This is a genomic window from Acinetobacter sp. ANC 4178, from assembly GCF_004331175.1.
Taxonomy (GTDB): domain Bacteria; phylum Pseudomonadota; class Gammaproteobacteria; order Pseudomonadales; family Moraxellaceae; genus Acinetobacter.
Genome location: NZ_SJOD01000007.1, coordinates 106,932 through 128,781 on the forward strand (window position 1 = coordinate 106,932; position 21,850 = coordinate 128,781).

The window sequence follows — 21,850 nt, forward strand, 5'->3', positions numbered from 1 at the left end:
GACACCTTAACCAAAGTTAAGGTGTTTTTTTATCTAAGATTGTTCGCCTGTCATTTTTTTGATTAGAATCTACTATTGATCAGTTTTTTTGAGATAGGCATGCCAACGAATTCGAACGATGTTTCACAAAGCACAACCTTACAATATGTGCACTGGTTTCGACATTCTGCACCCTACATCAATGCACACCGTAACAAGACTTTCGTGATTATGTTTGATGGTGAAGCGGTTCAGCATGAAAACTTCCAACATATTATTCACGATATTGCCTTGCTCAATTCATTGGGCATTCGGCTGATTCTGGTACACGGCGCGCGTCAGCAAATTAATCAGAATCTAAAAAGCAGTGGGTTAAGTACCCCATTTCATCAACACCGCCGCATCACCACCCGAGAATCTCTGGGCTGTGTGATGAATGCCGTAGGTTCAGTTCGCCTACAAATTGAAGCGTTGTTGTCTATGGGTTTGGCCAATTCACCCATGTATGGCGCGCGCATTGATGTCGTTTCAGGTAATTTTATTACTGCTAAACCGTATGGCATCCGCGATGGCATTGATTTTCAACTGACTGGTGAAGTTCGCAGTGTCGATACCGATGCCATTCAAAAACATCTGCAACAACACAATATTGTGATGCTCGGCCCAGTGGGATATTCCACCACAGGCGAAGTCTTTAACTTACCTGCCGAAGAAGTGGCGACCAAAACCGCCATTAGCCTCAAAGCAGATAAATTGATTTTTCTTGGCAAACAGCATGGTCTGCTCAATGCCCGAGGCCAGTTACAACGCGAAATTACCCCGCAAGGTCTAGATCAATACATTTCACAATCTCAAAACCATAATCCTGAGCTGGCGCAGCAACTCCGCAGTGCACAAAATGCCTCACTCAAAGGTGTGCATCGTGTGCATCTGATTTCTTATACCTATGATGGGGCTTTGCTCGAAGAACTGTTTACTCGCGATGGTTCGGGCACTCTGGTCACAGATGCACATTATGAAGATGTGCGCATGGCGAATATTCAAGATGTCGGTGGGCTGATCAATTTGCTGCGACCACTCGAAGAAGAAGGGATTCTGGTCTACCGTTCACGAGAACGACTGGAAACGGAAATCGAACAGTTTGCAGTGATTGAACGCGACGGCATGATTCTGGCCTGTGCAGCCCTGTATCCCATCCCTGCTCAAGAACATGAATTACGTTGTGCTGAAATTGCCTGCGTAGCCGTGCATCCGAGCTACCGAAAATCCAATCGCGGCAGCCAAATTCTGCACTATTTGGAAGGCAAAGCCCGCAGTATGGGCATACAACAGTTGTTCGTCCTGACCACGCGTACCGCGCATTGGTTCTTAGAGCATGGCTTTGAAACCGCCAATGTCGATGATTTACCCAATGCACGTCAGGCATTGTATAACTATCAGCGCAATTCTTTGGTGTTTAAAAAGCGGATTTAAGTCGCTTTACCCATTTCAAGAACATTTCACCTGAATCACAATGACTTTACCTAGCTCAGAAAAGGCGAGGTAAAGTTCATCTGAGATAGGTCTTTTTACCTTCAAATTTAGCCGTGCATGTGCCATCACCTTAGCAGCATTTATGCAATCTATATCGTCCTGCGTGCTAATTCAGGCTAAAAGCTATATTCCGCTACAGCATAAACTTATACTGATCGGTTAATTACAAAATAAATCTAATATTTTCAATAAATTAAATAAATACAAATTGATATTCTATTTTTCCTATAAATCAACTTTAACGCTAAGTTTTGCATTTTTTTATTTATCTTTTTTTTTCATGACCAATCCCTATTTTTTTATTTTTTCCGCAAAAGAAAGCGCTATAGCTTATCTGCTCAAGCTTATCGCAACTTAAATTACAACGGAGCACGTCGAACATGAGCAAGCCTTCTTTTACTTCAACACGTCCTTGGATTCTTTTGACTGTTGTGGCTGGCAGCATACTCATGGCGGGCTGTACACCCCAAAAAGTGGAAACGACTACTTTAAATATTGGTTTTCAAAAGTACGGCATCTTACCGATTGTGAAAGCACGTGGCACTTTAGAGCAAGCTTTGGCAGCACAAGGCGTGCAGGTGAAATGGGTCGAGTTTCCTGCTGGTCCACAATTACTGGAAGGGCTAAATGTGGGCAGTGTAGCGTTGGGTGAAGCTGGTGAAGCACCACCTATTTTTGCCCAAGCAGCCAACTCAAATTTAGTTTACCTCGCCAATCAGCCACCCGCACCACAAGCTGAAGCCCTGATTGTGCCGAAAACCTCGAACCTGAAAACCATTCAAGATTTGAAAGGTAAACGCGTGGTGCTGAACAAAGGCTCCAACGTACATTATTTACTGTTAAAAGTGCTTGAAGCCAATCAGCTCAAACTCTCCGATATTGACGTGGTATACCTTCCACCTGCGGATGCTCGTGCCGCTTTTGAACGCGGTGCAGTCGATGCATGGGTTATTTGGGACCCGTTCTTTGCCGCAGCAGAGCAACAGCTTGGGGCACGTGTACTCGCAACGGGTAAAAATCTAGTCAACAACCATCAGTTTTATTTGGCAGATCGCAAATTTGCACAACAACATCCTGAGCTTTTAAAAACGGTGGTGAATGAATTAAATCAGACCACCACTTGGGTCTCACAGCATCAACAACAGGCTGCTCAGTTGCTACAACAACCGACAGGCTTGCCCGTCGAAGTCTTAAACCGTTCAATTTCTCGCATGGGATTTGGCGTTCAACCCATTTCTGAACAAGTGGCAAAACAACAGCAATTTGTCGCAGACGCTTTTTATCAACAAAAGCTGATTCCCAACAAAATTGACATTCAAACTGCGCTGTTAAAAACGGCACCATAATAATGAGGAACAGCAAAATGAACTCGCTTAAAACAATAACTTTCGTTGGCATTACTGCACTGAGCCTTGCGCTGAGTGCTTGCCAAAAATCTGAATCAAGTCAGACCCAAGCGGTCACTCAAAATAAAGCTGAATCAGTCGATACGCTCTCTATTGGTTACCAAAAATCTTCCCTAAATTTGTTGGTGGCGCGTCAGCAAAAGTTGTTTGAACAGGAATTTCCTCACGCCAAAATTGAATGGAAAGAATTCCCTGCGGGTCCACAAATGCTTGAAGCTCTAGCAGTAGGTGCTGTTGATTTTGGTGCTGTCGGCAATACGCCCCCTATTTTTGCTCAAGCAGCAGGTAAAGACTTAAGTTATGTCGGTTATGAGCTAGTGCCTGCCAACTCTCAGGCATTACTGATTCCCAAAAGCAGTGGCATTCAGTCCATTCAAGAGCTAAAAGGCAAACGCATTGCGGTACAGAAAGGTTCAAGTGCGCATGAGTTACTCGCCAAAATTTTGCAACAAGCGGGCTTAAGTTGGCAGGACATTCAACCGATTTGGTTACCCCCTGCCGACGCACGCGCCGCCTTTGACAAACAATCGGTGGATGCTTGGGCCATTTGGGAACCCTACCTCAGTGCGGCCGAGCAAGATGCACATGCCAAAGTGCTGATTGATGGAACTGCCTTCCCAAAAACCTACTCCTTCTATATTGGGAACCCAAAATTCATCGCAGCACATCCTCAAGCCACTGCACAGTTCTTACATGGCTTGAATCAGGCGGATCAATGGGTATTAAAAAATCAGCCGCAAGCCTTAACCGTCTATACCCAAAGTACAGGTTTACAGACTTCAATTGCGCAACGCGTGATTGATAAGCGCCTGAAACCATCGCCGATTCAGACCTTAACCCCTGAAGTGGTGCAAGCGCAGCAACAAATCGCAGATCTGTTCCAACAGGTTCAATTGATTCCGAAAAACATTCAAGTTCAAACCACCGTTTGGGCAGCACCTAAAACCCACTAATCTGTAGAAATTGTAAGGATATTGATAATGAAAATTTTCTGGTTTATTCCCACCCATGGTGACAGTCGTTATTTAGGAACCAGCAAAGGCGCACGCCAAGTCGATCATGCTTATATGAAGCAAATTGCAGTTGCAGTGGACAATTTAGGCTATGAAGGTGTGCTGATCCCAACAGGACGTTCATGTGAAGATCCATGGATTACTGCCGCCAGTTTGATTGATGCAACCAAGAATCTGAAGTTTCTCGTGGCACTACGCCCAGGGGTGACTACTCCTGCATTAGCTGCGCGTATGGCTGCCACATTTGACCGTTTATCCAATGGACGTGTCTTGTTAAATCTGGTGACGGGTGGTGACGAACAAGAGCTTAAAGGTGATGGCATTTATGAAGACCATGCCACTCGTTATGAAACTGCCAGCGAATACACCAAAATCTGGCGTGAAATTCTGACCCGCTCACACACTGGCGAATCTTTCAGTTTTCATGGAGAACACTTAAAAGTTGATGATGCCAAACTACTCTATCCACCTGTGCAACAGCCCTACCCGCCTTTATGGTTTGGTGGTTCTTCAGAAGCAGCGATTGAACTGGCAACCGAACAGGTCGATACCTATTTAACGTGGGGTGAACCACCCGCAGCAGTCAAAGAAAAAATTGAAAATGTCCGCGCTAAAGCCGCTGCAAAAGGACGTCAGCTTAATTACGGTATTCGTCTGCACGTCATTGTGCGTGAAACCAACGAAGAAGCATGGCAAGCAGCCAATGAGCTGATTCAGTATGTCGACGATGCGACCATTGCTGCGGCACAACAAAAGTTTAAGCAAATGGACTCTGTAGGACAGCGTCGTATGGCTGAACTGCATAATGGTGATCGTAGCAAACTTGAAGTGTCACCAAACTTATGGGCAGGGGTTGGACTGGTACGTGGTGGAGCGGGTACAGCTTTGGTAGGTGACCCGCAAACTGTGGCAGATCGAATTCAGGAATATGCCGATTTGGGTATCAGCACCTTTATTTTTTCTGGCTATCCGCACTTGGAAGAATCGATTCGCTTTGCTGAATTGGTTTTTCCACTCTTGCCACTTGAAACGCGCAAAAAATTGTCGCAACCCAATCTAACTGGACCTTTTGGAGAAATTGTCGCCAACAATTATGTGCCGAATCAGACCACGGTTTCACGTCCAATTAAGGAGCCTGCCTAATGTCCAAAATAACTGCGGCTGAAACTTTCACAAAACAGAAAGTTTCACGTGGAACAAACTTTGGGCAGCGCTTGCTGCCTTGGTTGTTCCCTTTTTTACTGATTCTGATCTGGCAAATTGCCTCCAGTACAGGTTTGCTACAGAGTCGCATTTTACCTGCACCTACAGCAGTGGTCAGTGCATTCTGGCATTTACTGATCAGTGGTGAACTTTGGCATCATGTCAAAGTCAGCGCAGGACGTGCCTTATTGGGACTGGCTGTTGGTGGTGGTTTAGGTTTATTGCTGGGCTTACTCAACGGCTCTTCCAAAACAGCCTCAACCCTACTCGATACCACCTTGCAAATGATCCGCAATATCCCTGCCCTCGCCTTGATTCCATTGGTGATTCTCTGGTTTGGCATTGATGAAACTGCAAAACTGTTTTTAGTGGCAGTTGGGGTATTTTTCCCGATTTATATCAACACCTACCACGGCATTCGTTCGGTTGATCCCCAACTGATTGAAATGGGCAAAAGCTACGGTCTCAGCCGATGGGAACTGTATAAAAATATTATTTTACCTGGGGCAATGCCCTCCATTTTAGTTGGCTTACGCTTTGCTCTTGGCTTGGTTTGGGTCTTACTCATTGTTGCAGAAACCATTTCTGCCCAAGCAGGCATTGGTTATATGACCATGAATGCACGTGAATTTTTACAGACCGATGTGGTTCTGGTCGGCATATTACTCTACGCCCTATTAGGTAAACTGGCAGATGTGCTGGCAGTCAGTTTAGAAAAATACTTACTGCGCTGGCACCCAGGCTATCAAAAATAAGGAGCCGAAGATGACAGATCTCAGTATAGGCCAGCATGTTGCTGAACAGATTCAACACCCGAAAATACCACACTCAGATCTACAGTCCAATGCCGTACTTGGGGCGGAAATTCTGATTGAACAACTGCATAAATTTTATGGTGATGTCAAAGTTCTCGAAGATTTAGATCTCCATATTCAACCTGGTGAATTTCTTGCCATTGTTGGGCGTAGCGGTTGTGGCAAAAGTACCTTATTAAGACTGATTGCGGACTTAGAACAACCGAGTTACGGCGAAATTAAATTTAAATCGGCACGCCATTTACGTGAAGGTATTACCAGTGACGATATTCGGGTCATGTTTCAGGACCCACGCCTGCTGCCGTGGCGCAGTATTGAACAGAATGTACAGCTTGGACTTAACAAAACCGCACATGCACATGCCACGGCATTATTGGAAAAAGTCGGTTTAAAAGAAAAAGCCTTACTCTGGCCTGCGCAACTTTCAGGCGGACAGCGCCAACGTACCGCACTCGCACGCGCGCTGTCTCATCAACCCCGCGTGTTGTTATTAGATGAACCACTGGGTGCACTTGATGCCTTAACTCGATTGGAAATGCAGAATCTGATTGAAAAGCTATGGCGAGAACAAGGTTTTACTGCCGTTTTAGTGACCCACGATGTGAGTGAAGCCGTACAACTGGCAGACCGCATTATTCTACTCGACAAAGGCCATATTGCCCGTCAATTCCAAGTTGACTTACCACGCCCACGTGAAAAAAATCTGCATTTCGCTGAACTGGAACAGCAAGTCTTGAATGCCGTTCTTGCCACTTAAATAATTTTTTTGCTCCAAGCTGAAAGCCAAGATTGGGGCAAAAACTTAAAATTGATTGGATCAAGCACCTGTGCACAACTGTCATCAAACTGTAATATTTGAAATAAAAAATGATCCAAATTGATGCATTTTGGTCTTTAGTTATCCTTTTGATTTATTTAACGGAATGAATGTGAAACGGCGCACTGTTTTTTTATCTGTAAAATATAGGATTTCATCAAATTACCTGATTTGTTGATGCACAAATCTGACGATTTGCCGTACAATTTGAGCTTCCCTGAATTTTTTAAAGCTACGAATGGAACAAAAAAAGAGTACTCAAAAGCGCCATCAATTGCTGAATGCCGCACTTGATGTTTTTTCCTTATATGGATTTAACGGGGCTAGTTTAGATGAAATTGCTCAACTAGCAGAAATGCATAAGTCGAACATTTTTTACTACTATGAAAATAAAGAAGCACTTTATGTTGAAGTGCTGACGACCGTTTTACAAAAATGGTTAGCGCCACTGCAAATGCTCGAATCTGAGCTTGAACCGACGGAAGCAATTACCAATTATTTAATGCAAAAAATTGAACTGTCGCGCACTCAGCCCAAAGCATCACGTTTATTTGCCTTAGAAATTATCCAAGGTGCGCCGCATATCTTAGAAATTCTCAAAGGTCCGCTGAAGAAACTGGTCAAGCGCAAAGCTAAAGTTATCAGCATGTGGCAAGAACAAGGTAAAATTTCCGCAGAGATCGATCCTGAATTGCTCATTTTGAATATCTGGGCGGTGACGCAAAACTATGCCGACTTTGCGACTCAAATGGAAATGGTGACAGGTAAAACCTTACGCAACCGCAGTATGCAACAACGCGTGATTCAACATACGGTACATATGATGCTATACGGCATTTTACCGCGTGAGCAACACAACTAAGCCCTGTATTGATTTTGGCATACGACCATAGCCATCTATGGTCGCCGAGCCAATTAAGTCGTAATAGACTGATATAAAGACAATAACTTTTTCGCCCCAAGCATTAAATTTTCTTCCCAGTCCAGATGCGCACTGTCGTCTGCCCCATCGGTGATATATTTCACCGAAATTAAACGCACACCCAGTTTTTTACACACTTTGGCCATGGCATAGCCTTCCATATCAACCAAGTTACACGGAACTTTCGGCTCACCAATCTCAAAGCTGTCACCTGTGCCACATACACCTTTCGGTAAATGGGAAAAATAAGGTTCTAAGTCAATTGCCGCAGGATGATCCTGATCCATCGGTGTTACCCCGACTTCAAAGCCAAGCGGAGATACATCCATATCACGTTGTACAAAGCTGGTGACTTCGACTAAGGCATGGCGCTCAAAATGCGAACTGCCTGCACTGCCAAGGTTTAATAAGGTTTTACAGCCAGTTGCCTGAATCACTTGAAAGGCTTTAAATGCCGCATTGACTTTACCAATGCCACTGTAATGTACATCAATCTGTGCTTGCTCAAATAAACCTTTCGACTCATTCGGTAGAGCCATAATCAGCGCCAAAGAAGATTTCATTGCATCTACTCAAAATCAGAACCGTGCTATTAAAAATCAAAACCATCCTGTGTGCAAATTCTGTCGTCATCTATCTCTCAATGAGTTTTTAGCCCGCGCTGTGCAGCTTTATTTTTGTTGCAGATACAGATTTAAACAGGGTGAGAAGAAAAGCCGTCCTGCATAAAACCCAACCATAGTTTTTCTCATGACCACTCCCCATAACAGCATCAACAACATTGCCAAGCCATAGCCTATATTCAGCAACCAGTGAAGCTGCAATTGCTGTGCAAGTTGCAACGTTGCCAAACTGAATACGCCTAAGGGGAAAGTCATCCCCCACCAGCCTAAATTAAAGGCCAAATGTGAACCTGCATGTTTCAGGGTAATCATGATCGCTATTCCTAACCACCACACCCCAAAACCAAGCAGCAACAAACTGCTCAAAAACCCTGCCTGATGGAGAAACTCACCCAGCCCTATGAAATGTGTTGCCTGTAGTACACGAGCAGCCTGCTCACCCAAAAGTAACAACGCCAATGCTCCTGTACCAATCGGTCCAACCGCCAACCAGCCTGTCATGGCCAATTCCTGACTTGGCAATTGATGCAAGGCCAAACGCAAAAATAAAATGCCCAAAATCAGCATGGCAGGAAAAACTGAAATGCCCCACAAAATATAGCTACCAAATAAAATCCCCACGGCATGTGGACTTGCAGGTAAATGCTGTAACAACACCGCGCCTGAGGCTGCTGCCACTTCACAGGCGACAATTGGAAGTAACCAAACTGCGGTCATCTGTTGTAATTGATGGCGCTGACAACTGAACATACAAAATGGCACCACAAACGCCACCATCACGGCCATCAATACGTCGAGATACCACAACCACTCTGCAATACCAATTATGGCTGTACCATACAGCGCCACCCCATATTTCAAGGCACCATTAATCAGTGTCGCCAATGCCATCGGAATCGTACCTAAAAATAAGCTCATACTGGGATGGGTAAAAATCTGTTTGGCTTCCTGCGGATACAGCAACCAGCGCAAACCATACAAGCTGCCAAATAAGATAAAAAGCAGTCCATTGAACAACCACAGCCCTGCACCCAATTGCCAAAAAACAGGATGCACAATGCTAAACTCCGCCAATACAATGGACAGAATGCCTGTCCCCATACAGACGGTAAACCAGTTCGGCGTAAACTGACGGATCACATCATGCCATTGTGGCAATTGATGAAAGGGCTTGTTCATGTGGCATCAACCCAAATTAAGAAGTTATGTTGATATTACAACTCATTTTAAATAAGAAAAATTGATTCTTTTTTATTTTTTAAATCATTTTTATTGATATTAATACAATAAATCAATAAATTTTTCTGGGTAAAAACACAACAGCAAGACGAATGCTCAAGAATATGGCAATATATAAGCCTGATTATTTTTCATTTATTGATTAGCCCATGAAGCTGCTCCGCCTGAATGCTTTAGCGCCAGACTTTCAATTACCGCAAACGGCTGTGACCATTGGTAATTTTGACGGCGTCCATTTGGGACATCAGGCCATGATTCAGCAACTGAAACAGGTTGCTGCACAACAACAACTCAAATCTTTAGTCATGATTTTTGAGCCACAGCCTTTAGAGTTTTTTCAAGGCTATGAGGCTCCGCCACGCATCAGTTCACTCCGTGAAAAAGTCGAATATTTAACTGAATTGGGCGTGGACTATATTGCCGTCGCCAAGTTCGACAATACCTTCCGCAGCTTAAGTGCAGAAGCATTTGCCAGTATTTTAAAAGACCAACTGAATGCGCAAAGCCTGATCTTGGGTGATGACTTTCACTTTGGCAAAAACCGCCAAGGCAACAGTGAATTCCTGAAAAATTACGGTTTTGATGTTCATAATTTACACACCATTGCACTTGAAGGTGAACGCGTCAGTTCAACCCGTATTCGCCAAACCCTCGCAGAAGGGAATTTAGCACTCGCGGCACAGTTATTAGGCCGACCTTATAGCATCACAGGTCGTGTGCAATATGGCGACCAAATTGGCCGAACCCTCGATTTTCCAACCATTAACGTGCGCCTCAACCGCCATAAACCCTGTTTAAACGGCATTTATGGTGTCGATGTCATTTGTGAAACCACCTCTTTACAAAACAAAGTTGTGCAAGAGAGTCCAGAACAAAAAGGAGTTCTGGGTTATCAAGCCACGGCTTTGTTTGGTGCGGGGCATGTCGGCACCCGACCTGCCATCAAACAAGAGCATCCAGAATGGCGATTAGAAGTACATTTCCCCAATGTTTCTGCTAATCTGTATGGCTTGTTAATGCGGGTCACTTTCTTGAACTACTTACATGGTGAAAAGAACTACCCTTCGCTGGAAGCACTGAAAGCGGGAATTGATGATGATGTGGAAAAACTGCTTGAGTTTCGCCATAACACCCCAACCTTTCCCTTTTAAACACCGAAAACTTTTATGTAAAACGTGTCAGCCTAAACCCTGATAAAATTGGAAGATATCTTGCATGAGCGATAAGCAAACTCCTGAAAATGCAGTGGATTATAAAGCCACACTCAACCTCCCAGGTACTGAATTTGCAATGAAAGCAAATCTTGCAGTACGTGAAGCAAAATGGTTAGAAGAGTGGTATGCCGACAACATTTATCAGCAGATTCGTGCGTCGCGTATTGGCAAGAAAAAATATGTGCTGCATGACGGCCCTCCGTATGCCAATGGTCAAATCCATTTAGGTCATGCGGTGAATAAAGTCCTCAAAGACATCATTATCAAAAGCCGTATCATGGATGGTTTTGATGCTCCTTACGTGCCCGGTTGGGACTGTCACGGTCTTCCAATCGAATTAAAAGTGGAAGAGAAAGTCGGTAAGGTGGGCGTAAAAGTAGATGCTTCAACCTTCCGTAAAGCCTGCCGTGAATATGCTTACACCCAAGTCGAATTACAGAAAAAAGACTTTGTGCGTATGGGTGTATTTGGGGATTGGGACAATCCTTACCTGACCATGAACTTCAAACAAGAAGCAGACATCGTTCGTTCTCTTGGCGCAATTGCAAAAGCAGGTCATATCGAACCAGGCTTAAAACCTGTGAACTGGTGTTTGGACTGTGGTTCTGCTTTGGCTGAAGCTGAAGTTGAATACGAAGACAAAAAATCAGATGCCATTGATGTTGGTTTTACTGTCGTTGATTTGACCGATCTTTCTGCACGTTTAGGTGTAGAAGTTGCTGAGCGCACAGACATCGTCATCTGGACCACCACTCCGTGGACTTTACCTGCCAACCAAGCAGTAGCTTTACATGCCGAACTTGAGTACCAATTGGTTAAAGCTCGTGGTGAAGAAAAAGCAGAGCAAAACTTTATCTTAGCGAAGAATTTAGTTGAATCTGCAACGGAACGTTATGGTTTTAACAGTGTGGAAGTCTTGGCAGAATTCACGGGCAATAAACTTGAGCATTTAAGCTTACAGCACCCACTCATCGCAGATCGCCAAGTCCCTGTGATTTTAGGTGAACACGTCACCGCGGACAGCGGTACAGGCGCGGTTCATACTGCACCTGCACACGGTGTAGACGACTATAAAGTAGGCTTAACCTACAACCTGAGCATCGATAACCCCGTCGGTGGTAATGGTGTGTATTTACCAACATCACCAATTTTTGCAGGCGAACATATTTATAAAGCCAATCCACAAATCATTGCCGCTTTAAGCGAAGCAGGCAAGTTGTGGGCGCATAAGCCAATCAAGCACAGCTACCCACACTGCTGGCGCCATAAAACCCCGATTATCTTCCGTGCAACCCCACAGTGGTTTATCAGCATGGATGCGCAAGGTTTACGTCAAAATGCTTTAAATGCAATTGAAAATGACATTAGCTTTGTGCCGGATTGGGGTAAAAACCGTATTCAAGCCATGATCGAAGGTCGTCCAGACTGGTGTATTTCACGTCAGCGTACTTGGGGCGTGCCAATTCCATTCTTCGTGCATAAAGACACCAACGAGTTACACCCGCGTACAGCAGAATTGATCGAAGAAGTTGCGGAACTGATCGAGCAAGAAGGCATTGATGCATGGTATAACCGTGAAGCGAAAGACTTTATCGGTGATGAAGCGGAACAGTACAATTGTGTGCGTGATACTTTAGACGTCTGGTTCGACTCAGGCACAACGCACTATGCCGTGCTGCGTGAACGTGAAGAACTCACCGATCCTGCCGATTTATACCTTGAAGGTTCAGACCAGCACCGTGGTTGGTTCCAGTCTTCATTGCTCACCTCGATTGCCATCAATCAACGTGCACCGTACAAAGGCCTATTGACTCACGGCTTCGTGGTAGATGAAAAAGGCCGTAAGATGTCAAAATCTTTAGGCAACATCATCACCCCACAAGACATCATTAAAGATATGGGTGCAGATGGTTTACGTTTCTGGATTGCATCAGCCGATTACCGTTATGAAATGACGGCAGGTAAAGAAATCTTTAACCGTGCATCAGATGGCTACCGTCGTATCCGTAACACGCTACGTTTCTTGTTGGCGAACCTTAATGGTTTCAAACCATCAACTGATGCCCTGCCTGTAGATCAATTGATTGCATTGGATCAATACATTTTACAACGTGCTGCTGACGTACAGAAAACCATTCAACAAGCCTATGAAGATATGAACTTCCATATCGTGGCGAATGCTTTAACTAACTTCTGTATCAATGACTTGGGTGGGTTCTACCTCGACATCATCAAAGACCGTCAGTACACCACCAAAGCAGATTCACAAGCACGCCATTCGGCTCAAACTGCGCTGTATCATTTGGTTCAAGCTTTTGTACGTTGGATGTCACCGATTTTAAGCTTTACCGCGCAAGAAGCATGGCCACTGATTCCAGAACAAACTGAGAAATATGTGTTCACTGCGGAATGGTACGACATTCCTGTGTCATCGACTGCAAACTTGTTGTCTGAAGCCGATTGGCAAACCTTGATCACGGTGAAGTTTGCGGTGAACAAGCATATTGAAGTTGCGCGTAACGAAAAACTGGTGGGTTCTAATCTCTCTGCCAAAGTTGAACTGTGGGCAGACGTGGAGCTCAAGAATGTGCTTGATCGTTTAGGTGATGAGCTTCGCTTCGTACTGATTACTTCACAAGTCTTGGTCAATGCCTTCGATGCGACTCAAGGTCAAGAAGCCGATCTAGAAGGTTTACGTGTGAAAGTGTCTGCTGCGGAAGGTGAAAAATGTGCGCGTTGCTGGCATGTCCTGCCAGATGTGAATACACATCACGAACATCCAGGTCTATGCGCTCGTTGTATTATTAACCTCCCTACTGGTCAAGGCGAAGAGAGAAAATATGCCTAATCCCCAACAGAAAACGGGCCTGTTTCAATTTTACCCACACAATTTGCTGTGGGTAGGATTATCTATTTTGGCGATTGTGCTAGATCAATGGACTAAATGGATTGCGTCTACGCACCTGAATTATGCAGATCCGGTACCTGTACTGCCTTTTTTAAATTGGACTTTGTTACATAACTATGGCGCAGCCTTTAGTTTCTTGTCCGATGCAGGCGGTTGGCAACGTTATTTCTTTACCTCACTTGCAGCTTTGGTTTCCGTGATTTTCGTGTTTTGGCTGATGCGCATGCCAAAACACATCACGATTTTACCCATGGCAATTGCCCTGATTTTAGGTGGTGCTGTAGGAAATTTAATTGATCGCGTGAGCTTGGGTTACGTGGTCGATTTTATCCATGTCTATTACAACAATAGTCACTTCCCTGCATTTAACCTTGCCGACAGTGCCATTACTCTGGGCACCATTCTGCTGCTTATAGATACGTTTTTCTTAGAAAAACATCGAATTCAACGTGCGGATACGCAACACCATGAATGAAATTATAAATCCCAATGAAGAAACCCGTATTGAACACGGTTCAAAAGTCGATCTTCATTTTTCCGTTGCCATTGAAAATGGCGTAGAAATTGACAATACCCGTAGCCGTGCTGAACCTGTCAGCTTGGTGATGGGTGATGGCAGTTTACTCCCAGGCTTTGAAAAAGCCCTGTTTGGTTTACGTGCGGGTGACCGTCGTACTGTCAGTCTACCACCAGAAGATGCTTTTGGCCCGTGGAATGCTGAAAACGTACAAAAGTTTGATACGGTCAAATTTGAACAGCGTCCTATTGAAGGGCACATGATTGAATTTGAAGACAAAGCCAAGCAAAGCCTTTACGGCGTGGTTAAAACTGTCGGTGATGACATTACCGAAGTGGATTTTAACCATCCATTGGCAGGTAAAAACATTACGTTTGAAGTGGAAATTTTCAAAGTGACCCCTGCGGGTCAGCAAGGCGTGAAATTCATGTAAAAGCCTGCTTTTACAACATAAAAAACCCTTCATCTGTGAAGGGTTTTTTTTATGTCATTCCGAAAACTATAGATATTTTAATAATGGAATCTGCTTATTTTGATGCTTAAATTTAGAAAACCACCGCATCAATGGATAAAGCACGATGGACAGGATAATCGCGATCCACCAAAGGGTAGATACCTGATTTACGCCAAAATAGTCACCATGATTCTGTCCCCAAAGCACCACGGCAACCACATACAGTAGTTTTAAGACAAATAAATGCACAATATAAAAGAACATCGGTACTGAACCATAAATAATTAAGGGATGCACCCATGTCTGCTGTTGCACTTTTTCCAGCGCCACAAGCAATAACAGCCCCAAGCCGACATTCCATAAAATAAACAATAAGGACGGCGGATATTTAGTCAGATTTAAAAAACTCATCAAGGTTTGCAGCGGTGTCGACATCTCTATCCATGTGCTATCACCATATACATTTAACATTCGCAAGATTAGAAATACGACAATGCTGCCACAGCCAAATGCCAATAAATACCGACGTCTTCGCTCTGGCGTCATCTGTGCTTGAAAAACAGTTGCCCCTATACAATAACCAAGCAAAATCACCCCAATCCAAGGCAAGACTGGATAAGATGTACGAAGTTTGAGGAATTCCCCCCATTCAATCCAACCACGCTCATGTAAAATCAACCAAATCGGCTGTAAAATTGGCATTTGTGGCAAGGAGACCTGATCCAATAGGTTATGCCCAAAAATAATCAATACAGCAATCAACCACAAAATTCGCTGTGGCAACCCTATCAGCAGTGCCAAAGCAATCATGCTGATACCAATTGCCCAAATCACTTGCAAATAAATCACCTGCGGTGGAAATTGTCCTGTCCAAGCAAAATTGATCACCAACAATTCTAAAGCGACTAAAAATAAGCCACGCTTGAGCAAAAATTCTCGCGTCATGCTCAAGCTGTTGTATTTTGCTTGATATAAATAAGCCGATAATCCCGTCAAAACCACAAAAACTGGGGCACAGAGATGCGCCAAAATTCGGCTGAAGAATAAACTGGCTTCCGTTTCCTCAATGTGCATGGGGTCGGGAACTTGATGATGTAAATAAAAAGTTTCACGCACATGGTCGACCATCATAATTAAAATGACCAGACCACGAAGTGCATCAATCGCCTGAAGGCGCTGGGAAAGTGCAGACATGAGGAAATAAATAGATATGTTATAATGTTACATATATTATTTAATTTTAAGCGCAAAAGAAACCCAAGCACACTATTGAGCACGCCTAATTTTTAAGACAAATTAAATAAAAATATAATTTATGGGCGAATTTCTTTGAGTTCACGCCGAATGAAATGTTGAATCATTTCCCGATAAATCTGTTCAATCAAATCAGGATCAGTGCCTTGTTGTGTCGCCTGTTTTCGAACTTTGGCAATCACCTGCTCGACCCGTTCTGGCGATTGCACTTCATGTTCAGTGCGCTTAAAACGCACCGCCTGATCCACATAAAACTGTCGGCTGGTAATGAGTTCAATCAACTGCTGATCAATCACATCAATTTTATCTCGAACTTGCTCGAGCGACTCACATTTCTCTTTCTGCATTGGTTTTATCTTCTGGTGGTAAGCTGGAGTGATCCGCTTCGTTTTCAATTTTATATTTTTCTTCTAACACATTACTGAAAATACTTTCAATCATCCAGACCCGATATAAGCTATTAAAGGTATAACTCTGCCCATCAATACGTAATTCAAGTACAGGGAAATCAGGTTGTGACTTCATTTCACATAGAACATCATTTTCTTTCAGCTTGGCTTGAATATCCTCCTGCCTTACTTCTTGTAACTCTAGACCCAATTCACGTTGCAGTTCTTGATAATGCGCCTTAAAGGATAAATCTTTACCTTGGGTCCATACCGCTTGCAAAATACGGTGCATGGCTGCAATCCGCTGCTCTTCAGGCACAAGATAATACAACTGCGCCATCGCATAAGTGGCTTCTTTAGTCGGACGACAAAATGGAGTAAATGCCACTTCTGTCCGTTTAGATAAACGCGTTGCCAAGCTCCAGTCAAACCAGTCTCGCCCATGATAACTCAGCGGGTACACAGTTAACTGAATATTATAATAATCTGCCAATTCCTCTTTAATATAAGCCAATAACAGCCATGAAACTGGATCTTCTAACGCAATATATAAATCTAATTCTGGATCAAGTGCTTGAATTTCATTTAGTTCTTCTGCATCACTAATTGAATGCTCTCGCCATTCAATATGATTAATCAGGAAGATCGGATTGCCTGTCAGTAATTTTTGTTGTTTTAAACGACGGGTTAGACGTAGCAGATCATCCACTGCATGATATTTACGGTCTGAAAATTCAAAATAACTGGCAAGGATGGCATCATCATTAAATACTCGTTCTGGAAAGTGCTGTTCCTGATGATGTTTACTCGCCATAGCATATAAAGTGCGCAATTTGCCATATTGCTTCTGCCACAACATGTGAAACACATCTTCCAATAAATACAGAAAGTCCTGACCTTGCAGCGGGGTATTTCTTAAAATCGTTTCTGCCTGTGCTAAGGCTTCTTGTGGTGGCTGTTCAGGGGTTTCGTGGAAGCTGAATCGGTGTTGTTTAGAAAGGATCTGCGCATCATTCAGACAATAGTGCTGCCACTCTTGCGCCGACATATGATTCGGTGGCTCAGGTATTCGACTGGAAATAATCACTTTCAGTGGCTTGAGTTCATCACTCAAAATTTCTTCTAATTGTGGCAACTGCTGCACAGCCAAATAACTATAAACATCGTCTAAACGTAAATGAATATTGAGCCCATGCTCCGTGGGCAATACCTCTTGACGAGTTGGCTTTTGATAAAACCATCTCGATCGGATCGGATCGAACCAACGGCGTAACAGTGACATGAATTGCCTCTAATGTAGAAATAGCGGGTGATATTGTTTCTAACCCGCAGAGAATGACCAATACGGTGAACAGAATGTCTTAAAATACAATAAGTCTTGAGCAAAACGTAACATAATTCAAGACAAAATGTTCAATCCTTCCCGATAGCTTACAGTTCTAAGTTTAAATCAGTGACTGCACCCTTTTCGGCTCCGGTGGTCAGTTTAGCAAACTTCGCCAGCGCACCGTGGGTATAATTTGGTTTTGGCTTGACCCAACGGTTTTGCCGTGCGGCCATTTCCTGTTCAGAAACATGCCACGTCATTTCCCGTGTTTCAGCATTAATCGAGATACGATCTCCGTTTTGAACGAGACCAATTGGCCCGCCTTCATAAGCTTCTGGGGTGACATGACCAATCACAAAACCATGACTGCCTCCAGAGAAACGACCATCGGTGATTAAGGCCACAGATTTGCCCAGACCTTTACCAATAATCGCTGAAGTCGGTTTCAGCATTTCGGGCATGCCCGGCCCACCTTTCGGCCCTTCGCCACGAATCACCACCACCTCACCCGCTTGAACTTCGCCATCTAAAATACCACGCATCGCGCCAATCTCGCCTTCAAAGACCCGCGCTGGCCCTTCGAAGTACAGACCTTCTTTGCCCGTGATTTTAGCCACAGCACCTGTTGGAGACAGATTCCCTTTAAGCACCACCAAGTGAGAGTCTTTTTTAATTGGAGCATCGAACGGTAAAATAATTTGCTGACCTTCAGGGTAGTCTTCAACCTCGGCCAAATTTTCCGCCAAGGTCTTTCCTGTTACCGTTAAACATGAACCATCGAGCATACCAGCATCCAACATTCGCTTCATCAGCGGTTGAATGCCCCCGATCGCAATTAACTCAGACATCAGATATTGACCCGAAGGACGTACATCTGCCACCACGGGAATATCTTGGCCGATACGCACGAAATCATCCAAACTCAATTCAACTCCAGCGGTATGTGCCATCGCCAGTAAGTGCAGCACACCATTGGTCGAACCCCCCAAGGCAATCAGCACTTTAATTGAGTTTTCAAACGCGGCTTTGGTCATAATATCGCGTGGTTTCAGGTCTAGGCGCAGCAAATTCATCACCGCTTCACCTGCTTTTTGACAGTCGATCCGCTTGTCATCCGAAACCGCTTCTTGTGCCGATGAACCCGGTAAACTCATGCCCAAGGCTTCAATCGCAGAGGCCATCGAGTTTGCAGTATACATACCGCCACAGGAACCCGGCCCCGGTAGCGCTACTTCTTCAATCTGTTTGACTTGAATGGCACTGATTTCACCTTTGGCGTGCTGACCCACAGCTTCAAAAACTGAAATCATGTCGGTATGCCCTGCGCCCGGCTTAATCGTACCGCCATAGACAAACAAACCCGGACGATTTAAACGTGCCAAACCCATGATGCAACCCGGCATATTTTTGTCACAGCCCCCAATCGCAATCACGCCATCATAGGCCTGACAGCCCACCACCGCTTCGATCGAGTCTGCAATAATTTCACGGCTCAGCAATGAATACTTCATGCCTTCGGTGCCATTGGAAATACCATCTGAAATGGTGATGGTATTAAAAATAATGCCTTTGCCGCCAGCTTGATTGACACCTTTTTCAGCCTCGCGTGCCAAACCATCGATGTGCATATTACACGGCGTGACATTGGCCCATGTAGACGCAATACCGATAAAGGGACGAGCAAAGTCTGAATCTGTAAAGCCTGTGGCACGCATCATGGAACGTGCAGGTGCATTTTCGATGCCTTCATAAACTGGGGCTGAATGTTCGCGGATATTGTCTTTACTCATTGTATTTGTCCTTGGCAGTGGCTGCGTATTGCTCTAAGGTCTTGGCAATTTTTCTGTTTTTATTGTATAGAAAGCAGACTACACATGAAAGCGACTCGCTGGGTATTACATAAAACCATTTATTGTTATTTTACCCAAATCAGGTCAAATGATGAAGCGACATGGATGTCGCTGTTTCACTGTATGGCTGGGACGCTATATCAGGGGAACAAAGGCATTTTGTTACTTTTGTGCCGTCAAAAGTAAAACCTCGTCTACGTAATGACAGTGCAAACCGTACTGTAAAATGCGACTGTGCTATTTTCATCAATCAATAAAAAAGCACCCCAAATGGAGTGCTCTTTCTCATCGGTAAAACTTACCGATTAAATTTCACGTACCGCGCCTTTAGACGCACTGGTGGTATGCATCGCATAAGCTTTTAAAGCTTTAGACACTTTACGTGGGCGCTGTTCAGCAGGTTGCCAGCCTTTGGCTTCTTGCACTTCACGGCGCGCAGCCATGGTTGCTTCATCCACAGCTAAGTGAATGGTACGGTTTGGAATATCGATTTCAATACGGTCGCCATCTTCAACCAAACCAATCGCACCACCTTCAGCGGCTTCAGGCGAAACGTGACCAATCGAAAGACCTGATGAACCACCCGAGAAACGACCATCGGTGAGTAAAGCGCAATCTTTACCGAGACCTTTCGATTTTAAGTAACTGGTTGGATACAACATTTCCTGCATACCCGGACCACCACGTGGGCCTTCGTAACGAATCACCACCACATCACCTGCGGTAATTTTGCCACCTAGAATCGCTTCTACCGCAGCATCCTGGCTTTCAAAAACACGTGCTGTACCGTTGAATTTCAAGATGGAATCATCCACACCCGCAGTTTTTACAATACAACCTTCAAGTGCGATGTTGCCGTACAGAACAGCCAAACCACCATCTTGAGAGAAGGCATGCTCAGCATTACGGATCACGCCATTGTTACGGTCACCATCTAAACGAGAGTAGTAACGGTCTTGTGAAAATGCGGTTTGCGTCGGTACACCACCCGGCGCTGAACGGAAGAATTGATACACTTCTTCGTCTTCAGTACGGATAATATCCCATTTGTCCAAAGCATCTTTTAAGGTTTTTTCATGTACAGTCGGTACAGAAGTATCTAGCAAACCTGCACGGTCTAATTCACCCAAGATCGACATGATGCCGCCTGCACGGTGTACATCTTCCATGTGCACATCTTGTTTTGCAGGTGCAACTTTACATAACACAGGCACTTTACGTGACAAACGATCAATATCCGTCATGGTAAAGTCAACTTCTGCTTCATGCGCCGCTGCCAACAAGTGTAGAACGGTGTTGGTTGAACCACCCATTGAAATATCAAGCGTCATGGCATTTTCAAAAGCGGCTTTGGTCGCGATTGAACGTGGCAACAAGCTGTAATCGTTTTGTTCGTAATGGCGTTTGGTAATTTCAACAATCAATTGACCCGCTTTTTCGAATAATTTTTTACGATTCGCATGTGTCGCCAAAGTTGAACCATTGCCCGGAAGGGATAGACCCAAAGCTTCGGTTAAACAGTTCATAGAGTTTGCAGTAAACATACCTGAACATGAACCACAAGTCGGGCAAGCTGAACGTTCGTATTCCGCGACTTCTTCATCGGTGAAACTGTCATCTGCTGCCACAATCATGGCATCAACCAAGTCAATCGCATGTTCATTGCCACGGATTTTGACTTTACCCGCTTCCATCGGCCCGCCAGAAACAAACACCACAGGAATGTTCAAACGCATAGAAGCCATCAACATGCCCGGAGTGATTTTGTCACAGTTTGAAATACAGACCATCGCATCAGCACAGTGTGCATTAACCATGTATTCCACCGAGTCTGCGATTAAATCACGCGACGGCAATGAATACAGCATGCCATCGTGTCCCATCGCAATCCCATCATCGACTGCAATGGTATTAAATTCTTTAGCTACACCGCCTGACGCTTCAATTTGACGTGCCACAAGTTGACCTAAGTCTTTAAGATGCACATGACCAGGAACAAATTGAGTAAAAGAGTTGACCACCGCAATAATCGGTTTGCCAAAATCTTCATCTTTCATACCTGTTGCACGCCATAAACCACGTGCGCCAGCCATATTTCTTCCATGTGTTGATGTTTTTGAACGATAGTCAGGCATTGTGTATTTCCAACAAAATTTGTGCTTGATATGAATCTGCGATTCATTCTGGCTAAAGAAGACTGATCATTGAGCATGAATCAGTCGAAACATAGGCAACATCATAATACTACAGCGATGTGTTTAACAGACAACCAGCTTTTCTCTTTCCTGCATCACGACATACAGGCTATATTTCGACAAATGATCTCAAAGAAAACTGTACTGAGCTACTATAAACCGAGCACGGGAAATTAAATATAAAACTTTCAT

18 protein-coding genes are annotated in these 21,850 nt (G+C 44.2%); 11 read left to right on the forward strand and 7 right to left on the reverse strand.

Annotated features, from left to right (window positions below; all coding sequences use genetic code 11):
• The first annotated feature begins 99 nt into the window (after nt 1-99).
• The 7 genes from argA to E0H87_RS14830 all read left to right on the forward strand — a co-directional run bounded on the left by argA (nt 100) and on the right by E0H87_RS14830 (nt 7,628).
• A complete protein-coding gene (gene argA, locus E0H87_RS14800; protein ID WP_131324295.1) occupies nt 100-1,452 on the forward strand; it encodes an amino-acid N-acetyltransferase in 1,353 nt (450 codons plus the stop codon).
• Between the two features lie 509 nt (nt 1,453-1,961).
• Nucleotides 1,962-2,858, forward strand: coding sequence for a sulfonate ABC transporter substrate-binding protein (locus tag E0H87_RS14805; RefSeq protein ID WP_413773131.1), 897 nt, complete (start codon nt 1,962-1,964; stop codon nt 2,856-2,858).
• A gap of 17 nt (nt 2,859-2,875) precedes the next feature.
• A complete protein-coding gene (locus tag E0H87_RS14810) occupies nt 2,876-3,871 on the forward strand; it encodes an aliphatic sulfonate ABC transporter substrate-binding protein (RefSeq protein ID WP_131324297.1) in 996 nt (331 codons plus the stop codon).
• Between the two features lie 27 nt (nt 3,872-3,898).
• The gene (ssuD, locus tag E0H87_RS14815) at nt 3,899-5,074 is read left to right on the forward strand and encodes an FMNH2-dependent alkanesulfonate monooxygenase (RefSeq protein WP_131324298.1); all 1,176 of its coding nucleotides are present in this window, start codon (nt 3,899-3,901) and stop codon (nt 5,072-5,074) included.
• Complete coding sequence (ssuC, locus tag E0H87_RS14820; RefSeq protein ID WP_131324299.1) at nt 5,074-5,889, forward strand: aliphatic sulfonate ABC transporter permease SsuC; 816 nt, start codon at nt 5,074-5,076, stop codon at nt 5,887-5,889. Before ssuD ends, ssuC begins: the two co-directional genes overlap by 1 nt.
• Before the next feature lie 10 nt (nt 5,890-5,899).
• Nucleotides 5,900-6,706, forward strand: coding sequence for an ABC transporter ATP-binding protein (locus E0H87_RS14825; protein ID WP_131324300.1), 807 nt, complete (start codon nt 5,900-5,902; stop codon nt 6,704-6,706).
• Between the two features lie 298 nt (nt 6,707-7,004).
• A complete protein-coding gene (locus E0H87_RS14830; RefSeq protein WP_131324301.1) occupies nt 7,005-7,628 on the forward strand; it encodes a TetR/AcrR family transcriptional regulator in 624 nt (207 codons plus the stop codon).
• A gap of 53 nt (nt 7,629-7,681) precedes the next feature.
• Here E0H87_RS14830 and E0H87_RS14835 read toward each other — a convergent pair whose 3' ends face one another.
• Together E0H87_RS14835 and E0H87_RS14840 are read right to left on the reverse strand one after the other, a co-directional pair.
• Nucleotides 7,682-8,251 carry a 5'-nucleosidase gene (locus E0H87_RS14835; protein WP_131324302.1) on the reverse strand — a complete coding sequence of 190 codons (570 nt, stop codon included), beginning with the start codon at nt 8,249-8,251 and terminating at the stop codon, nt 7,682-7,684.
• A 108-nt stretch (nt 8,252-8,359) separates the two neighbouring features.
• A complete protein-coding gene (locus E0H87_RS14840) occupies nt 8,360-9,490 on the reverse strand; it encodes a TDT family transporter (RefSeq protein WP_131324303.1) in 1,131 nt (376 codons plus the stop codon).
• A gap of 209 nt (nt 9,491-9,699) precedes the next feature.
• On the opposite strand from E0H87_RS14840, the gene ribF reads away from it, so the two are divergent.
• From ribF to E0H87_RS14860, 4 genes are all read left to right on the forward strand, one after another.
• Nucleotides 9,700-10,701, forward strand: a complete 1,002-nt coding sequence (ribF, locus tag E0H87_RS14845; protein ID WP_131324304.1) for a riboflavin biosynthesis protein RibF — start codon at nt 9,700-9,702, stop codon at nt 10,699-10,701.
• 64 nt (nt 10,702-10,765) lie between these two features.
• Nucleotides 10,766-13,612 (forward strand): isoleucine--tRNA ligase, encoded by a 2,847-nt coding sequence (gene ileS, locus E0H87_RS14850; RefSeq protein WP_131324305.1) that lies wholly within the window; start codon nt 10,766-10,768, stop codon nt 13,610-13,612.
• On the forward strand, nt 13,605-14,147 hold the full coding sequence (gene lspA / locus E0H87_RS14855) for a signal peptidase II (protein WP_131324306.1): 543 nt from the start codon (nt 13,605-13,607) through the stop codon (nt 14,145-14,147). Before ileS ends, lspA begins: the two co-directional genes overlap by 8 nt.
• Nucleotides 14,140-14,622 carry an FKBP-type peptidyl-prolyl cis-trans isomerase gene (locus E0H87_RS14860; RefSeq protein ID WP_131324307.1) on the forward strand — a complete coding sequence of 161 codons (483 nt, stop codon included), beginning with the start codon at nt 14,140-14,142 and terminating at the stop codon, nt 14,620-14,622. Before lspA ends, E0H87_RS14860 begins: the two co-directional genes overlap by 8 nt.
• A gap of 66 nt (nt 14,623-14,688) precedes the next feature.
• On the opposite strand, the gene E0H87_RS14865 is transcribed toward E0H87_RS14860, so the two are convergent.
• The 5 genes from E0H87_RS14865 to ilvD (E0H87_RS14885) all read right to left on the reverse strand — a co-directional run bounded on the left by E0H87_RS14865 (nt 14,689) and on the right by ilvD (E0H87_RS14885) (nt 21,598).
• Nucleotides 14,689-15,837 (reverse strand): DUF1624 domain-containing protein, encoded by a 1,149-nt coding sequence (locus tag E0H87_RS14865; protein WP_131324308.1) that lies wholly within the window; start codon nt 15,835-15,837, stop codon nt 14,689-14,691.
• 119 nt (nt 15,838-15,956) lie between these two features.
• Nucleotides 15,957-16,244 (reverse strand): chorismate mutase, encoded by a 288-nt coding sequence (locus E0H87_RS14870; RefSeq protein ID WP_131324309.1) that lies wholly within the window; start codon nt 16,242-16,244, stop codon nt 15,957-15,959.
• Nucleotides 16,225-17,568: a hypothetical protein gene (locus tag E0H87_RS14875; RefSeq protein ID WP_131324310.1), complete on the reverse strand. Its 1,344-nt coding sequence runs from the start codon at nt 17,566-17,568 to the stop codon at nt 16,225-16,227. The genes E0H87_RS14870 and E0H87_RS14875 overlap by 20 nt, the downstream gene beginning before the upstream one ends.
• A 149-nt stretch (nt 17,569-17,717) precedes the next feature.
• Nucleotides 17,718-19,403, reverse strand: coding sequence for a dihydroxy-acid dehydratase (gene ilvD / locus E0H87_RS14880; protein ID WP_131324311.1), 1,686 nt, complete (start codon nt 19,401-19,403; stop codon nt 17,718-17,720).
• 365 nt (nt 19,404-19,768) lie between these two features.
• Nucleotides 19,769-21,598: a dihydroxy-acid dehydratase gene (gene ilvD / locus E0H87_RS14885; RefSeq protein ID WP_131324312.1), complete on the reverse strand. Its 1,830-nt coding sequence runs from the start codon at nt 21,596-21,598 to the stop codon at nt 19,769-19,771.
• Nucleotides 21,599-21,850: the final 252 nt, after the last annotated feature.